This window comes from Aneurinibacillus sp. Ricciae_BoGa-3 (assembly GCF_028421645.1).
GTDB lineage: Bacteria > Bacillota > Bacilli > Aneurinibacillales > Aneurinibacillaceae > Aneurinibacillus_B.
In genome coordinates this window covers 2,587,984-2,601,568 of sequence record NZ_CP116887.1, presented here as the reverse complement: position 1 = coordinate 2,601,568, position 13,585 = coordinate 2,587,984, and the positions used below count along the sequence as shown (strand labels likewise).

Below are 13,585 nucleotides of genomic sequence, written 5' to 3'. Positions count from 1 at the left end.
TCCTGCATACCTGACAGCAAGTATGGTACGATTAAAGAATATGCGGCAATGCCGCCAAAACCTATAGGATAATGATATGAGGGATCAGTTCATGAATATAGTATCAATTGAATCCATTTCGAAATCGTTTGGAATGAAAACATTATTTGACCAAATTTCGCTTGGGATCCACCATGGTGACCGAATTGGGATTATTGGGGTGAATGGAACGGGGAAATCTACGTTCCTTAAAGTTGTGGCCGGCCTTGAAAGCCCGGATAGCGGAACCGTATCGATTGGCAATGATATTAGGATCGAATACCTGGCACAGAATCCTGCTTTTCATGAAGAAGGGGCTGTGCTTGATCAAATATTTGTCGGAACCTCCCCTGCAGTGCAAGTTGTGAAAGCGTACAGGCTGGCGATGGAAACGCTGGCTTCGTCACCGGACAATGCATCGCTTCAGAATAAAATGGTTTCATTAAGCCAGCAGATGGATGCCATGAATGCATGGGATCTGGAAAGTAATGCGAAAGCCGTTTTAACCCGGCTGGGCATTACAAATTTCTCACAGCCTGTAAGCCAGCTTTCAGGCGGCCAGCGCAAGCGCGTGGCGATGGCCCGGGCTCTTATCAACCCGGCGGACCTGCTTATCCTTGACGAGCCTACCAACCACATCGACAACGAAACGGTAGAATGGCTAGAAGGCTATTTAGCCCGCTTCAAAGGAGCCTTGCTCCTTATTACGCATGACCGCTATTTCCTGGATCGCGTTGTAAACCGAATCGTGGAACTGGATCGCGGCCAGCTCTTTGAATATAGCGGCAATTACAGCCGTTTCCTCGAACTGAAGGCAGAGAGAGAAGAGCAGGAAGCGGCCAGTGAGGATAAACGGCAGAATCTTCTCCGGCGCGAACTGGCGTGGCTCAGGCGGGGCGCCAAAGCGCGTACAACCAAGCAAAAAGCCAGAATAGATCGGGTGCATGCCCTTCAAGAAGCGGGGCCTAATGGCAATTCAGAGAGTATTGAAATGGCGCTTAAGTCCAGCAGGCTGGGCAAAAAAATCATTGAAATCGACCAGCTGGATGTAACAGTGGAAGGCAGAGAACTGATTCGAGACTTTACGTATACGACGGTTCCAGGGGATCGGGTCGGCATAGTCGGACCGAATGGGAGCGGTAAATCGACGCTGCTTAACGTGATAACAGGCTCCCTGTCTGCGTCGGCGGGCGCAGTGGAGATCGGCTCGACCGTGAAAATCGGCTATTACCGCCAGGAAAATGCGGAAATGGACGGCGAAATGCGAGTCATTGATTATATAAAGGAAGCGGCAGAAGTTATCCATTTAGCTGATGGTAAAACCGTGTCCGCCGGGCAAATGCTCGAGAGATTTCTTTTTCCGCCAGAGATTCAATGGACCGCAATCAAGCGCCTATCCGGCGGGGAAAAACGCAGGCTTTACCTGCTGCGTGTGCTGATGGGTGAACCAAATGTGCTGTTGCTCGATGAGCCAACTAATGATTTGGATATCCAGACGCTCACCGTGCTCGAAGATTACTTGGACCAGTTTGATGGGGTTATGTTTGCCGTGTCGCATGATCGGTATTTTCTGGATCGTACGGTTGATCGCGTGTTTGCTTTTGAAGGAAATGGGATTGTGCGCGAGTATACAGGCAACTACAGCAGTTATATTGAAAAAAGAGGCATGAGGCAACAGGATGAGCTGCAAACGCAGCCCGAAAAACTAAGAACGGTGGTGCCTGCTGCTGAACCGAAGAAGAATAAGACAAAGCTCTCTTATAAAGAGCAGCGGGAATATGATCAGATTGATGACAAAATCAAGTCGCTTGAAGACCGCAGCAGCCAGCTGGAACAGGATATGGCTGCGGTCACTTCGGACTATGAACGGCTCCAGCAACTGACAAATGAAAAGGAAAAAGTGGACCAGGAGCTGGAACAGACGATAGAAAGATGGGCTGAGTTAAGTATTCTCTTAGAAGAAATAAATGCAAATAAGTAGGCTGAACATTCTATGAAAAGAAGGTTTTCCCCTCCTCGTGCTCGAAAGAAGGTATAGATGATAGAGAATGAGGAGGGAGCAGCACCATGGAGAATCACATACTTTTTCACGTAGAAAATGGGGCCGGCTGGATTACCCTGAACAGGCCTAAAGCAGTAAATTCGCTTTCCGTTTCCATGGTTGAGGAATTGGGATCGAGGCTTGCTGAATGGAAGCAAGATGACAGCGTCCGTATCGTCTGCATTGAAGGGGCCGGAGAGAAAGGGCTCTGTGCCGGTGGGGATATGCGCTCTCTTTACGACAAAAAGGATAGCGGTGTTGAGAAATATGCGAAAGCTTTTTTTGAGACGGAGTACAGGATGAACGCAGCGCTGCACCATTTCCCAAAGCCCGTATTGGCCTATATGAACGGAATCGTGATGGGCGGCGGGATGGGAATTGCCATGCCGGCTTCAGAGCGTATTGTGACAGAAAAATCGCGCATTGCGATGCCTGAAATGAATATCGGCTTTTTCCCGGATGTGGGCGCCAGTTATTTTTTGAACAAAATGCCTGGCTATACCGGGAGATACCTGGCCCTTACTGCCGGGAGTATTACAGCTGGAGATGTGCTGTACCTTGGCGCTGCCGATCATTTTATGGAATCCAGAAGATGGGCAGAACTGAGCCAGGCTATTCGAGCGTGCAACTGGCAGGAAGCGGGGGACAATCCGACGGCCACTCTTCGTGAAATCATTGCTCAGTATGCCGCACCTGCTCCGGAATCGTTGCTTGCTCCGCACCAGGCAGATATTGACAAGCATTTTACCTATGAGAGTGTAGGGAGGATCCTGGACTCGCTTGATGGAGCAGCGGAAGAAGGAAATGAATGGGCACACCAGACAGCATCAGCCATTAAAACGAAATCGCCTGTGTCTCTCGCTGTTGCGCTGGAACAGCTGATCCGGGGCGAAAAAATGGCGCTGGGTGATTGTTTTCGCATGGAGTTAAACATGAGCCTGAATTTTATGCGCAGCCATGATTTTTACGAAGGGGTGCGCTCCGTTCTGGTAGACAAAGACAGAAATCCAAAATGGGAGCCCGCATCTTTGGAAAACGTAAAAATAGAAGACATAGAAGCGTTTTTTTCCGATCCATGGAAAGGCAGGCTGCATCCGCTGCATGACCTATAAACAATACTGGGCTCCAGCACAAGATCCTTTGGAGCCTTGCTATGCGCTTGTGATTGTATGATGTTCTTTTCTTGTTAAAATTGAATATACCCCGCACTCAAATCTGTGCGGGGTTTCGTTAAATATTTTGTCATTAACGGTACTTACTATGTATGTCCGCAAGGCAGATCTGGCAGATACCTCTGTTGTGGAACGTTGTAATATCATCTACTGAATTGCAGAAGGTGCAGTAGAGGTCATGCCTTTTTAGAACGACTCTTTCCTTATCAATATAAAATTCCATTTCCTGCATACCCAGTACCCGGCGCAGCTCTACTGGAAGAACTACGCGCCCAAACTGATCCACTCGACGAATTACGCCAGTTGCCTTCATTTTTCTTTATAATCCCTGCCTTTATTAAAAAAATCAGTGAACAGCGCACCACCTAATCGTGTCCTATTCAACAAATTTTTTCATTTTTCTACTACTAACTATAATTGGGATCGCCTATGGTGGGTATAGGAAAAAAGTGGTCATATTCTACAAGAGATTTTGGGTATATAATTGCAGGAGCAGGGGTGGTGAGAACGTATAATGGACATTAGGTATATCCTTCGTGTGGATGAACATGGGAGAATTGTCCTGCCGAAAGAAATTGAGGAAAAACTTGGTGGCGGAAGGGTTGAAATGGAATTAGTTAATGGAAGAGTCCGGCTTTTTCAGGCGAAACCCGATTATGCATTTACATGGAAGACTGAAAAAAAGAAGCGTAGTGATACATAGCGAGACGAAGACAGCCGAAACCGGGAATGGGGATTCGGCTGTCTTCGTTTTTATATAAACAAAAGGCCCGCCCAACGCATAAGATATGTTGACCTAGAATTTAACAGAAGGGAACATTAGCAATGGGCTGGATTATTTTGGCGACGATTTTTTTGTGTATTGATGATTTAATACAGATATGGAATGGAAAATAACAGAGCGGTCCCCGTTTGGGGATCGCCTGGACTCAATCATTTGAAAGTTGATCAAAGTTGATAAGTTTGTTTAACTCTACGATTCGTTGAACGGCTGTTTTAAAAGAGCTTGGGTCATTTCGAATAAAGGAATTGATTTCAATCAGATACCCGGTCACATCGGTAAGATTCATGGCATCTGTATAGTCTTCAAGTTCATTGATTCGTGAAATGATTTCAAATACATGACTGCTTGCGTCCGGGTTGTTTACAGCCTGGGCTAGTTGGGCAGAGAGAGTGCGGACTAGAGGGGGAATCAGGTCGCCTGTGGCGCCCATTGGCTTGCCTTCTTTATTATTGGGGCGGACGATAACGCGCCCCTGCTTTGATACGACAAAACCATCGGTGTAAACCGGATTGCCCTTTGCATCTTTTGAGGTAATAACATAGGTCGCGTTGCCTGTAGAATCATCGTATTTCATTTTGTAACTGAAGGGCTGGCTGATATTGGAAAACGTATCCTGCACGCGCGCCAGCCGCGGATCCGATACGGGAATTTTAGGTTTGTTGATGATGGTATTCTCTAAATGATCCTGGATATACTGCATTTCATCCAGTCCTTTTTGTTTATCGGCATCATCGGCTGATGGAGCCTGGTGAACCTGGGGAATCCAGCCATCGGCTTGTACTTGTTCTTTCTTCGGCGAGAACGTATAAATCAACCCTCCTGCAGTCAACAGTACAATGAGCAGAACAAAGACCCCGAATTTTTTATTCATTTCTACCTTTCTCCTCGTCTAACCAGTCTCTTGGTAATACTATGTAATATATCATATTTTGTAGATTATTTCGGTTATCTGCAATAGGAATAACGGCCTGATATACGCATTCTAACGTTTTCAAATGGATCAAAAATGAGTATCATTTGGTTTACAGACATAAAACGAGAAAGGATATTCCCATGAATACATACATGCGTTTTCGAACGAGTATCGCACGCGAAAAGCCTACAACCCATGGCAATACAGACACAGCCTGCCCATTCTGCGACAGGGAAACCATTCGCAGAGAAGGGGTTGTCATCAGTGAACAGGGGCCGTTTATGCTGATAGAAAATAAATTCCAGACACTTGAGAAGGCGTACCAAATGGTGCTGGTGGAGACGTTTACCTGTGAAGAAGGGGATATATCCACATATAGCAGCGACTATCTACATGACTTAATGCGTTTTGCCGTTACCCAGTGGCTTGCTATGGAGCAGAGTGGCAAATACCGCTCTGTCGCTTTCTTTAAAAACCACGGGATCCACGCAGGGGGCTCCATCTACCATCCGCATATGCAGATTGTCGGGCTGGTAGACGTGGACTATAGAGCACATGTGCAGGCTGAGCATTTTATCGGCCTTGTAATTGACAGCATGCCTGGTGTAGAGTTGAACCTCTCAAGCTGCCCGCTTTCCGGCTTTACGGAATTTAATGTTCTGCTGGATGATTTTGCACAGCTAAATATCATGGCCGACTACATTCAGAAATCGGCACACTTCATCCTTACACATATGAACCGCAGGTTTAGCAGCTATAACCTATTTCTTTATTTTATGGAAGGCAAGATCAGGGCAAAAATGATTTTGCGCGCCCCGGCCTCACCTTACTTCATGGGATATTCTATTGTTCAAATTCCTAATAACCAGCAGGAAGTTGTAGACAGGTTCCAATCTTTATACTTTAATTAGCGGGCAAAGGAATCCGATGACAATGCGGGTTTCAATTTCGACTGACACCATATGATGCGCCGAACAACTGATGAAAAAGGAGTAATACGAAGAGAAGATGATGGTAACCACCTCTTATGAACCTACTGAAGGGCTTGTTGAACAGGCCGTCCGGCTGGCTGAGGCCATGAACGCAGCGTATGGAGATAGAAAAAAGCTATCGGTTTCCCGGCTGCACGCCGTGGACGAAGATGTGCTTGTCGTGACTTCTAATGGCTTGAAAGCATACAAAAAAGGATATGCTGACCCTTTTTTCTTTCACCCGGATATGGCAATGCTGCGTATAAAACGCTTGATCAACGGTGATAATGATCTAATGGTTACAGCATGCGGGCTGGAACCCGGAATGACGTTTCTCGACTGTACGCTGGGGATGGGGTCGGATGCGCTGGTGGCTTCATTTGTCACTGGAGCGTGCGGACGTGTGGTTGGAATTGAGTCTGAGCCAATCCTCGCTTGCGTTGTAGAGAGCGGTCTGGCGGAATATCATTCAGGGAACGAAAATATAAACCAGGCGATGCGGCGGATTGAAGTCGTCTGCAGGAATCATTTGACTTTTTTACAGGGTTGTGAAAATAATAAGTTTGACGTTGTTTACTTTGATCCAATGTTTCATGCACCGATTATGCAATCCGCAAGTTTTGCGCCGCTTCGTCCCTTTGCCAATTATGCGCGCCTGGCCAGTGATGTGGTAGAAGAAGCCAAGCGTGTGGCAGCCCTGCGTGTTGTAATGAAAAATCATTCTGGCAGCCCTGACTTCGAGCGGCTCGGGTTTAATCGAGTTAACCGGCTGGGTAGAAGCTTCACGTACGGTGTGATTGAAATCGGGGGAGCACAGCCATGTTAGAGAAAATGCAGGATGTCTTTGCGATTGTAGGCCCTACTTCTGTTGGTAAGACAGCATTAAGCTTGCGTCTTGCCCGGGATTTCAACGGGGAGATTATCTCCGGGGATTCTATGCAGGTATACAGGGGGATGGATATTGGCACGGCAAAAGCAAGTCATGAAGAGCGGGCGCTGGTGCCGCATCACTTAATTGACATTTGCAGTCCCGATGAGGAATTTTCCGCGGCAGATTTCCAGAGCAGGACCAGGGTATTGATAGAGGGGTTAAACCTTCGCGGCAAGCTGCCTATGATTGTAGGCGGGACAGGCCTATACGTACAGGCTGCCCTTTATAATTATGAATTCTCGCAAGCTGGAGAAAATCCGAAGTACCGGCAGCAGCTACTGGATTTTGCCCAGGAGAATGGCAGCGAAGCGCTGCATAACAGGCTGGCGGAGATCGACCCGGTGACAGCCGGGCGGTTGCATGCGAATGATGAGAAGCGGGTTATTCGTGCGCTGGAGATTTATCATTTAACCGGGCGGACGATGGCAGAACATCAAAACCGAAGCCGCACGTCTCCTTATAACCTGTTAATGATCGGGCTCACTATGGATCGAGCTGTACTCTATGAACGGATTAACCTCCGCGTCGATAAGATGGTAGCAGAAGGACTTATAGAAGAAGTTCAATCCCTTCTGCATCTGGGATGCACCTCCGGGATGCGTTCCATGCAGGCTTTAGGTTATAAGGAAATTATTATGTATTTGGAAGGGAAAAGTTCACGGGAAGAAGCAATTGAGCTTGTGAAGAAGAAAACCAGGAATTTTGCAAAACGCCAGCTTACGTGGTTTCGCGCGATGAAGGATATTATCTGGTTTGATGTAACCCCTGGACGTGGGAACCCTGAGCGAACCTACCAGAGAATTTATGAGTTAATGGAAGGAAAGTTCAGGTAAGCGGCGAATATATAAATAAATAAAGATATATAGGAGGTATTCTTATGGCAAATACCATTAACATCCAGGACACGTTTTTAAATCATTTGCGTAAAGGCAACGTACCGGTAACCATCTACTTGGTAAATGGTTTTCAGCTACGCGGCCTAATTAAGGCATTTGATAACTTTACTGTCGTAATTGACACGGAAGGAAAACAGCAGTTGGTATATAAGCATGCCATTTCTACCTTCTTACCACAACGGCCGGTCTCATTGATGCCAGAAAACGGCGAATCATAAGCTGAATTCCGGTAGCCGGGCAGGATTTTACCTGCCCGGTTTTTTGTGCTTCAAGCACTCATAAATCGAGGGATTCTGTAGATATTAAAGCCTGTACGATCCCATAATTCGAAAGGTGGATAAGCCATGCCTAATCATAACAGCAGCATGCAAGCCCAAAATCCGGTATCTGATGCGCAGAATGCTGTACAAAATGTGGTGAATGCCGTTTCGCAATTAAGGTCCCACCCAACCCCTCAAGTCTATGAGGGTACACAAAATGCGATAAAGCAGGCGGAAAGGGCACTTGATCAGGCAAGTCTTAGTGATAATCAGCAGGCTGTAGAGCAGGCCCGGGAAGAACTCGATCGAGCCAGGGCAAAGCTTGAAGAGGCTTAATCTTTTACCAGTGTTTGTGGGTGAGCTACAAGGAGATTTAGAAGGCGGGTGGGGCCACTCAGGCCCGCCCGCCTTCATTTTGCTGGCGCTTGCGCGGGTTGTCTTTGTATTGTTCTTATTATTTTTCTTCTACCTATTCATTTATTTTTGATACATGCTATAATCATTTGAGTAAAATAGCTTTTTGGTCAACCGCTTTTGTTTGACAAAAGAGGTTTTTCTTCCTGTATTCAAAGCAATAAAGAGGAGGCAACTCGTTGATTTCCATTCAGAATGTTGTAAAAACGTATGGGACAGGAAATTCAGCTGTCCAGGCGATAAAAGGCGTAAACATCGAAGTTAAAAGAGGGGAAATTTTCGGGGTAATTGGCTTCAGCGGTGCGGGAAAAAGTTCGCTCATCCGCTGCGTCAATCTGCTGGAACGCCCTACTTCCGGCTCGATTGTGATAAATGACATCGATTTAGTGAAGCTTTCCCCGAATGAATTGCGGAAAGCAAGACGGAAAATCGGCATGATTTTCCAACACTTTAACTTGCTATCTTCCAGCACAGTGTATGAAAATGTTGCAGCACCGCTTCGCCTAAGCAGAACACCAAAAGACAAGTTGCATAAAAAAGTGACGGAACTGCTTGAGCTGGTAGGGCTCTCCGGACGTGCCCAGGCGTATCCATCCCAGCTTTCGGGCGGACAGAAACAGCGCGTTGCTATTGCACGGGCACTGGCTAATGAGCCTGAGATTTTGCTTTGTGATGAAGCTACCTCGGCTCTTGATCCACAGACAACGGATTCTATACTAGACCTGCTGCTGGATATCAACAGAAAGTACAACTTGACGATTATGCTTATCACACATGAAATGCATGTCGTTAAAAAGATTTGCGATCGGGTGGCGGTTATGGAAGATGGGCAGGTAGTGGAAATGGATTCCGTTCTTAATTTGTTTGCGCATCCAAAAACCGCTACAACAAAGAACTTTATCAGCAGCATTTTTGATGATTCACTTCCTGAAGGTTTTCTCGAACGGGTGCAGCAGGAACCTGGCAGCCGCATTGTACGCCTCACATTTATCGGCGAGAGTGCACGAAACCCTGTTTTAGCTGAGTTAACAGCACGTTATCATTTAAAACCGAGCATACTGTTTGGCAATATAACCGAAATCAAAGATACCACCTTTGGCTATCTGGTTGTGTCGCTTAATGGAACTCCGGCTGTTATGGACGAAGCACTGTCTTTTGTTGCGTCAGAGGGGATTGAAGCGGAGGTGATTCACCATGTTTAATGGAATGGACCCACAATGGGATTTGTATGGCCCTGCTTTGCGTGAAACACTTTATATGGTTGGGTTCTCCATTGTACTGGCGACCCTAATTGGCATTCCGCTCGGCGTTATTCTGGTGATAACCCGCCCCGGGCATATCTTTCAGCAATCGGTTGTTTACCAAATCACCAGTACGATAATTAACATTATCCGGTCGGTGCCTTTTATTATTTTGCTCTTTGCATTGATTCCTTTTACCAAGTTGCTCGTTGGAACCTTTATTGGGGTACAGGGTGCCATTGTGCCGCTTGTCGTGTATGCGGCACCATACATTGCCCGCTTGATGGAATCTGCGCTGCTTGAAGTGGACCCCGGTTTAATTGAAGCGTTTCAAGCGATGGGGGCAACCCGCCGCCAGATCATCTTTAAGGTGATGTTGAAAGAGGCCCGTCCGGCGCTTGTACTTGCTGTGACCATTGCTGTTATCGGCCTTGTAGATGCAACCGCGATGGCAGGCATCATCGGGGCCGGTGGATTGGGGAATCTGGCTTATACTTACGGATTTGAACGCTGGGATACACTGGTGATGACGCTCACCGTTATTATCCTCATCATTATCGTCCAAATCCTGCAAACCCTTGGCAACTCGATTGCTAAAGCCATGCGTAAAGAGTAGCAAAACAAACGCGGACATGAGACTTCAGAAAAAACGCCTGTACACTGGAAACAGTGTTCAGGCGTTTGTCATATATTGGTCACTGTATTGTTGGGGATTCTTCTGTGTCTACTTTCTGAGAGTCAACTTTGCAGTCTTCACATACCCAGTGGGTGCCGATTTCCTGACCATCAGTAAACTTTCCGCATGTTTCACATGTAATCATACGTGCCTCCTGAGGTTTTTTTAATAGTATACCTAGTTTTTATATACCATATTCATCCGTTTAATGAAATGGTTTTCATTCACAATGGTAAATCTTTTTTTGCATGAGCTAAGCTGGTTGAAAAAGGTTTTTCCCCTTGGGCGTCGAATACGTTCACGCTATAGAGCGGTAATTAGTCAGCTACAACATCGAAAAAAGGAGAGGGTATCATGTTCTATGTCGTATACGAGTCCGAATCATTATTTCGGCCTACAAATTACAAAAATGTAGCTGGTTTCGAATCTGAAGAGGAAGCGATTACTTTTGCAAAAGAAAAGCTGGAAGAAGGCTACCCCAAGGTTGTCGTAGCCAAGTCAGTTGCCGTCTACCACAAGAAGGCCGAAAAAGAATAATGAAAACGTCAATTAAATCCCAGATGTTATTAAAAAACTGCCGCGCTTGGTTTTCACCAGCGTTAGGCAGTTTTTTTGTATAGAAAATGGCCTTTGTTTTACTATACGCATGGATTATTTCACGTTTCACTCAAGCCAAGACCACGCGGGTCCCGACTTTTATGGTAAGCCACATCACTCATGCCCAGCAATCGGTCACCTCTTTAAAGCGGAATATGCCCATGCCTGTTTTTTGCGAGGCCACTGTCCTAGTCCCTGCTTTGTATAACGAGCAGCAGACCCGATTTTATCTCTACTGAACCGACGCTGTCCGTCAGTTTATTGCTAATGGCTAAGGAATGTCCAAGGGTAAGGGTTGCATTCTCAAGAGGATACATGAAACCCGTTAATGTAACCCCTCTAACAGACAAACTTAGCGGTAGCAGAGAAATATACGGGTATTTTCCTGGTGCGATGGCAGCGGTGCGCTCAATTAACTGAATATCATTCGTCTCATCTAGAATACGGCAGGCAACGCCGGCTTCAAGAGCCCGTTTTAACAAATGAACGTTCGCCAGCGTATGATCAAATCTTGTGCCTGTAACACCCAGCATAATGATTTCCCTTGGATTTTGCAGGAGGGCCCATTGCAGGGCCATCTCGGTGTCGCTTAAATCCTTGGCTATCGGATCACATTCGTTAAACACGTGTGAACTGTTTTTTATCCACTCGACATCGGCCCGCTCCACCGAGTCAAAATCGCCAAGTGATGCATGCGGTTTATAGCCATTGCGCAAGAGAAACAAGGCTCCTGCGTCGACGCCAACCAGTACATCGTTAACTTTGATTTCTTGAAGCGCCCAGTCGCCAAGCTGCCCGCCAGCGAAAAGCAGAATGCGCCGTTTTTCATCCTTCATCATCTACGCCTGCTCCTTCCATTCTGAGGCTAACAGATGCAACAAAAATTATACTCTTTTCTTCTTGTTCAGCAAGGGCAGATACGCAAATTTGGTTTTGAAACTGAGTTCTACCAACGTAAAGGCTGCATATATATATAAAGGTTTGAAAGGATTAATTGGAGGGATTGAATATGTACGTGGGTGTTTTTGATGTGGAACAGAGGCTTGAACAAATGAAGAAACTGCTCAAAGAGAAAAAGCGGCTCAAGGAGCTGCTCGAGAGCGACATTGAGCAGATTGAGCGTGACGTTCACACGCTGGAGGCACGAATGGAAAGTTTTCGACAAACTGTCGTATAATCCATATGGATATATGTCCTTTAACCTAAATGGGTTTTGCTGCGTAAGATAAAGCAGTGAGACCTTTAGTAAGCAGGTGAGAGCATGAATCGGCGGGAAATCAAACGTTACGCAAATGAGAATCCAGCATTTAAGGCATGGGCGGAAAAGCACTATAAGCAGATCCCATTAAAGAAGAGGGGAGATTATAGCGTTTGGGTCGATAAATGGAAAGAATCGAGTAAAACGCTGAATGAAAGATTTGATGTGCGGCCGCTTGCTGAATCCATGGAGGATGTTCAGGATTTTGTGCAGAACATGCAGACGTTTTTTGCGCAGGTAAAAACGCTGCGTGAAAAAGCGAAAAACCCTTTAAGGTAGAGACCTTTGGGGTTTTTTTGCTGTCCGGAATAAGCGGGAGATTTCTACTTGATTTTTGGTGCAGATGCATTAGAATGAACAAGGATTCACAATTTAATAATTTTTTAATATCCCAGTACTTTTGTTTTATGTTACAATCGGTTGGACCGATTAGTCATTTAGAGAACCGGTGGGACAGTGAGGTGGAGGGGAAAGCGTGTGAACGAAAAAAATACAGAGAAAAAGAAATTCATTTTAAAAACGGCTATGAAGCTTTTTTCTGTTAAAAATTATCAGCAAACATCTATGAAAGAAATAGCTGATGCGTGCGAAATGTCAAAAGGGAGTTTGTACCTTTACTTTAAGTCAAAGGAAGAATTGTTTTTAACTATCCTGCAGCATTATTTTCGTTTAATTGAGGACCAGGCTGTTTTAATTGACCGAAATGCTGGCTTATCAGCCAAAGAAAAATTTATGAAACAAATCGAAATCCGCCTTAGTCATTACATAGAATTCCGGGAGTTTTATATGGTGCAAATGCGGCAAATCCCCGGGTTAATGGACAAGTCCATTAACGCGTACATTCAGCAAAAGAATGTTTCGGAAATGAAATGGTTGGAAAATAGCCTGACTAACCTGTATGGCGCTAAACTCTCACCTTACATAGCAGATTGCTCGCTTCTCCTAATGGGCATGACCGCTTCTTATATGAAGCTTATCATGGTTAAACAGGTGCCTCTGGCCGTTGACAGAGTTACTCGGTTTATCGTGAAGCAGCTAGAATGCTTGATAGAAGGGTTTTTAAGGGAAGATACGAAGCCGCTTGTTAGCATGGAAATATGGAAAGTTTATGAAGAGGATACACCTCCCGCAGAAATGCATCCTCTGGTAATCCTCAAGAAAATCAAGGATTTTCTTGCGAATGAGCCGCTTTCTAACACAGACCGTGAGGAAGCTATACAATCGCTACGAATTCTCGAGCACGAACTGATGGAACTGGAGCCAAGAGCAGTGGTTATCCGCGGGATGCTGCGCAATCTGGAAAGCATCCCGGATTTAAACAGCATGTGTGAGAAGCTTTCACAAGCGCTGCAGCTCCGCTATTAAAGTCGCGTTTATCCCGGTAATATCCTACATGTAGTATAGAAATGCGTA

At 45.8% G+C, this 13,585-nt stretch carries 18 protein-coding genes; 14 read left to right on the top strand and 4 right to left on the bottom strand.

What is annotated here, in order from left to right; translation table 11 throughout:
- Positions 1 to 91: 91 nt before the first annotated feature.
- Both PP175_RS13170 and PP175_RS13165 read left to right on the top strand, forming a co-directional pair.
- A complete protein-coding gene (locus PP175_RS13170) occupies positions 92 to 1,999 on the top strand; it encodes an ABC-F family ATP-binding cassette domain-containing protein (protein WP_272438814.1) in 1,908 nt (635 codons plus the stop codon).
- Positions 2,000 to 2,085: 86 nt separating this feature from the next.
- Positions 2,086 to 3,171: an enoyl-CoA hydratase/isomerase family protein gene (locus PP175_RS13165; RefSeq protein ID WP_272438813.1), complete on the top strand. Its 1,086-nt coding sequence runs from the start codon at positions 2,086 to 2,088 to the stop codon at positions 3,169 to 3,171.
- 133 nt (positions 3,172 to 3,304) lie between these two features.
- Here the strand turns inward: PP175_RS13165 and PP175_RS13160 are convergent, their stop codons facing one another.
- Positions 3,305 to 3,544 carry an AbrB/MazE/SpoVT family DNA-binding domain-containing protein gene (locus tag PP175_RS13160; RefSeq protein ID WP_272438812.1) on the bottom strand — a complete coding sequence of 80 codons (240 nt, stop codon included), beginning with the start codon at positions 3,542 to 3,544 and terminating at the stop codon, positions 3,305 to 3,307.
- A gap of 201 nt (positions 3,545 to 3,745) precedes the next feature.
- On the opposite strand from PP175_RS13160, the gene PP175_RS13155 reads away from it, so the two are divergent.
- Positions 3,746 to 3,934, top strand: coding sequence for an AbrB/MazE/SpoVT family DNA-binding domain-containing protein (locus PP175_RS13155; RefSeq protein WP_272438811.1), 189 nt, complete (start codon positions 3,746 to 3,748; stop codon positions 3,932 to 3,934).
- A gap of 226 nt (positions 3,935 to 4,160) precedes the next feature.
- Here PP175_RS13155 and PP175_RS13150 read toward each other — a convergent pair whose 3' ends face one another.
- A complete protein-coding gene (locus PP175_RS13150; RefSeq protein ID WP_272438810.1) occupies positions 4,161 to 4,886 on the bottom strand; it encodes a hypothetical protein in 726 nt (241 codons plus the stop codon).
- 182 nt (positions 4,887 to 5,068) lie between these two features.
- Between PP175_RS13150 and PP175_RS13145 the strand changes: the two genes are divergently transcribed.
- From PP175_RS13145 to PP175_RS13115, 7 genes are all read left to right on the top strand, one after another.
- On the top strand, positions 5,069 to 5,839 hold the full coding sequence (locus PP175_RS13145; RefSeq protein ID WP_272438809.1) for a DUF4931 domain-containing protein: 771 nt from the start codon (positions 5,069 to 5,071) through the stop codon (positions 5,837 to 5,839).
- 97 nt (positions 5,840 to 5,936) lie between these two features.
- Positions 5,937 to 6,725 carry a class I SAM-dependent methyltransferase gene (locus PP175_RS13140; protein ID WP_272438808.1) on the top strand — a complete coding sequence of 263 codons (789 nt, stop codon included), beginning with the start codon at positions 5,937 to 5,939 and terminating at the stop codon, positions 6,723 to 6,725.
- Entirely contained in the window at positions 6,719 to 7,663 is a 945-nt protein-coding gene (gene miaA, locus PP175_RS13135; protein WP_272438807.1) for a tRNA (adenosine(37)-N6)-dimethylallyltransferase MiaA, read from the top strand. The genes PP175_RS13140 and miaA overlap by 7 nt, the downstream gene beginning before the upstream one ends.
- Positions 7,664 to 7,707: 44 nt before the next feature.
- On the top strand, positions 7,708 to 7,944 hold the full coding sequence (hfq, locus tag PP175_RS13130) for an RNA chaperone Hfq (protein WP_272438806.1): 237 nt from the start codon (positions 7,708 to 7,710) through the stop codon (positions 7,942 to 7,944).
- A gap of 126 nt (positions 7,945 to 8,070) precedes the next feature.
- On the top strand, positions 8,071 to 8,322 hold the full coding sequence (locus PP175_RS13125; RefSeq protein ID WP_272438805.1) for a hypothetical protein: 252 nt from the start codon (positions 8,071 to 8,073) through the stop codon (positions 8,320 to 8,322).
- A 257-nt stretch (positions 8,323 to 8,579) separates the two neighbouring features.
- The gene (locus PP175_RS13120) at positions 8,580 to 9,602 is read left to right on the top strand and encodes a methionine ABC transporter ATP-binding protein (protein WP_272438804.1); all 1,023 of its coding nucleotides are present in this window, start codon (positions 8,580 to 8,582) and stop codon (positions 9,600 to 9,602) included.
- The gene (locus PP175_RS13115; protein ID WP_272438803.1) at positions 9,595 to 10,257 is read left to right on the top strand and encodes a methionine ABC transporter permease; all 663 of its coding nucleotides are present in this window, start codon (positions 9,595 to 9,597) and stop codon (positions 10,255 to 10,257) included. Before PP175_RS13120 ends, PP175_RS13115 begins: the two co-directional genes overlap by 8 nt.
- Positions 10,258 to 10,336: 79 nt before the next feature.
- Here the strand turns inward: PP175_RS13115 and PP175_RS13110 are convergent, their stop codons facing one another.
- Positions 10,337 to 10,462, bottom strand: coding sequence for a hypothetical protein (locus PP175_RS13110; RefSeq protein ID WP_272438802.1), 126 nt, complete (start codon positions 10,460 to 10,462; stop codon positions 10,337 to 10,339).
- Between the two features lie 209 nt (positions 10,463 to 10,671).
- Here PP175_RS13110 and PP175_RS13105 point away from each other — a divergent pair, with 209 nt between their 5' ends.
- Positions 10,672 to 10,854 (top strand): hypothetical protein, encoded by a 183-nt coding sequence (locus PP175_RS13105; protein WP_272438801.1) that lies wholly within the window; start codon positions 10,672 to 10,674, stop codon positions 10,852 to 10,854.
- Positions 10,855 to 11,102: 248 nt separating this feature from the next.
- On the opposite strand, the gene PP175_RS13100 is transcribed toward PP175_RS13105, so the two are convergent.
- A complete protein-coding gene (locus tag PP175_RS13100; RefSeq protein ID WP_442870469.1) occupies positions 11,103 to 11,750 on the bottom strand; it encodes a thiamine diphosphokinase in 648 nt (215 codons plus the stop codon).
- Between the two features lie 173 nt (positions 11,751 to 11,923).
- Between PP175_RS13100 and PP175_RS13095 the strand changes: the two genes are divergently transcribed.
- The 3 genes from PP175_RS13095 to PP175_RS13085 all read left to right on the top strand — a co-directional run bounded on the left by PP175_RS13095 (position 11,924) and on the right by PP175_RS13085 (position 13,537).
- Positions 11,924 to 12,091: a hypothetical protein gene (locus tag PP175_RS13095; RefSeq protein ID WP_272438799.1), complete on the top strand. Its 168-nt coding sequence runs from the start codon at positions 11,924 to 11,926 to the stop codon at positions 12,089 to 12,091.
- An 84-nt stretch (positions 12,092 to 12,175) separates the two neighbouring features.
- Positions 12,176 to 12,451 (top strand): hypothetical protein, encoded by a 276-nt coding sequence (locus PP175_RS13090; protein ID WP_272438798.1) that lies wholly within the window; start codon positions 12,176 to 12,178, stop codon positions 12,449 to 12,451.
- A gap of 198 nt (positions 12,452 to 12,649) precedes the next feature.
- On the top strand, positions 12,650 to 13,537 hold the full coding sequence (locus PP175_RS13085) for a TetR/AcrR family transcriptional regulator (protein ID WP_272438797.1): 888 nt from the start codon (positions 12,650 to 12,652) through the stop codon (positions 13,535 to 13,537).
- The last annotated feature ends 48 nt before the right edge of the window (positions 13,538 to 13,585 follow it).

Coding starts and splice junctions, on each gene's coding strand:
- PP175_RS13170 (WP_272438814.1), top strand. CDS start 92: ATGAATATAGTATCAATTGAATCCATTTCGAAATCGTTTGGAATGAAA.
- PP175_RS13165 (WP_272438813.1), top strand. CDS start 2,086: ATGGAGAATCACATACTTTTTCACGTAGAAAATGGGGCCGGCTGGATT.
- PP175_RS13160 (WP_272438812.1), bottom strand. CDS start 3,544: ATGAAGGCAACTGGCGTAATTCGTCGAGTGGATCAGTTTGGGCGCGTA.
- PP175_RS13155 (WP_272438811.1), top strand. CDS start 3,746: ATGGACATTAGGTATATCCTTCGTGTGGATGAACATGGGAGAATTGTC.
- PP175_RS13150 (WP_272438810.1), bottom strand. CDS start 4,886: ATGAATAAAAAATTCGGGGTCTTTGTTCTGCTCATTGTACTGTTGACT.
- PP175_RS13145 (WP_272438809.1), top strand. CDS start 5,069: ATGAATACATACATGCGTTTTCGAACGAGTATCGCACGCGAAAAGCCT.
- PP175_RS13140 (WP_272438808.1), top strand. CDS start 5,937: ATGATGGTAACCACCTCTTATGAACCTACTGAAGGGCTTGTTGAACAG.
- miaA (WP_272438807.1), top strand. CDS start 6,719: ATGTTAGAGAAAATGCAGGATGTCTTTGCGATTGTAGGCCCTACTTCT.
- hfq (WP_272438806.1), top strand. CDS start 7,708: ATGGCAAATACCATTAACATCCAGGACACGTTTTTAAATCATTTGCGT.
- PP175_RS13125 (WP_272438805.1), top strand. CDS start 8,071: ATGCCTAATCATAACAGCAGCATGCAAGCCCAAAATCCGGTATCTGAT.
- PP175_RS13115 (WP_272438803.1), top strand. CDS start 9,595: ATGTTTAATGGAATGGACCCACAATGGGATTTGTATGGCCCTGCTTTG.
- PP175_RS13110 (WP_272438802.1), bottom strand. CDS start 10,462: ATGATTACATGTGAAACATGCGGAAAGTTTACTGATGGTCAGGAAATC.
- PP175_RS13105 (WP_272438801.1), top strand. CDS start 10,672: ATGTTCTATGTCGTATACGAGTCCGAATCATTATTTCGGCCTACAAAT.
- PP175_RS13100 (WP_442870469.1), bottom strand. CDS start 11,750: ATGAAGGATGAAAAACGGCGCATTCTGCTTTTCGCTGGCGGGCAGCTT.
- PP175_RS13095 (WP_272438799.1), top strand. CDS start 11,924: ATGTACGTGGGTGTTTTTGATGTGGAACAGAGGCTTGAACAAATGAAG.
- PP175_RS13090 (WP_272438798.1), top strand. CDS start 12,176: ATGAATCGGCGGGAAATCAAACGTTACGCAAATGAGAATCCAGCATTT.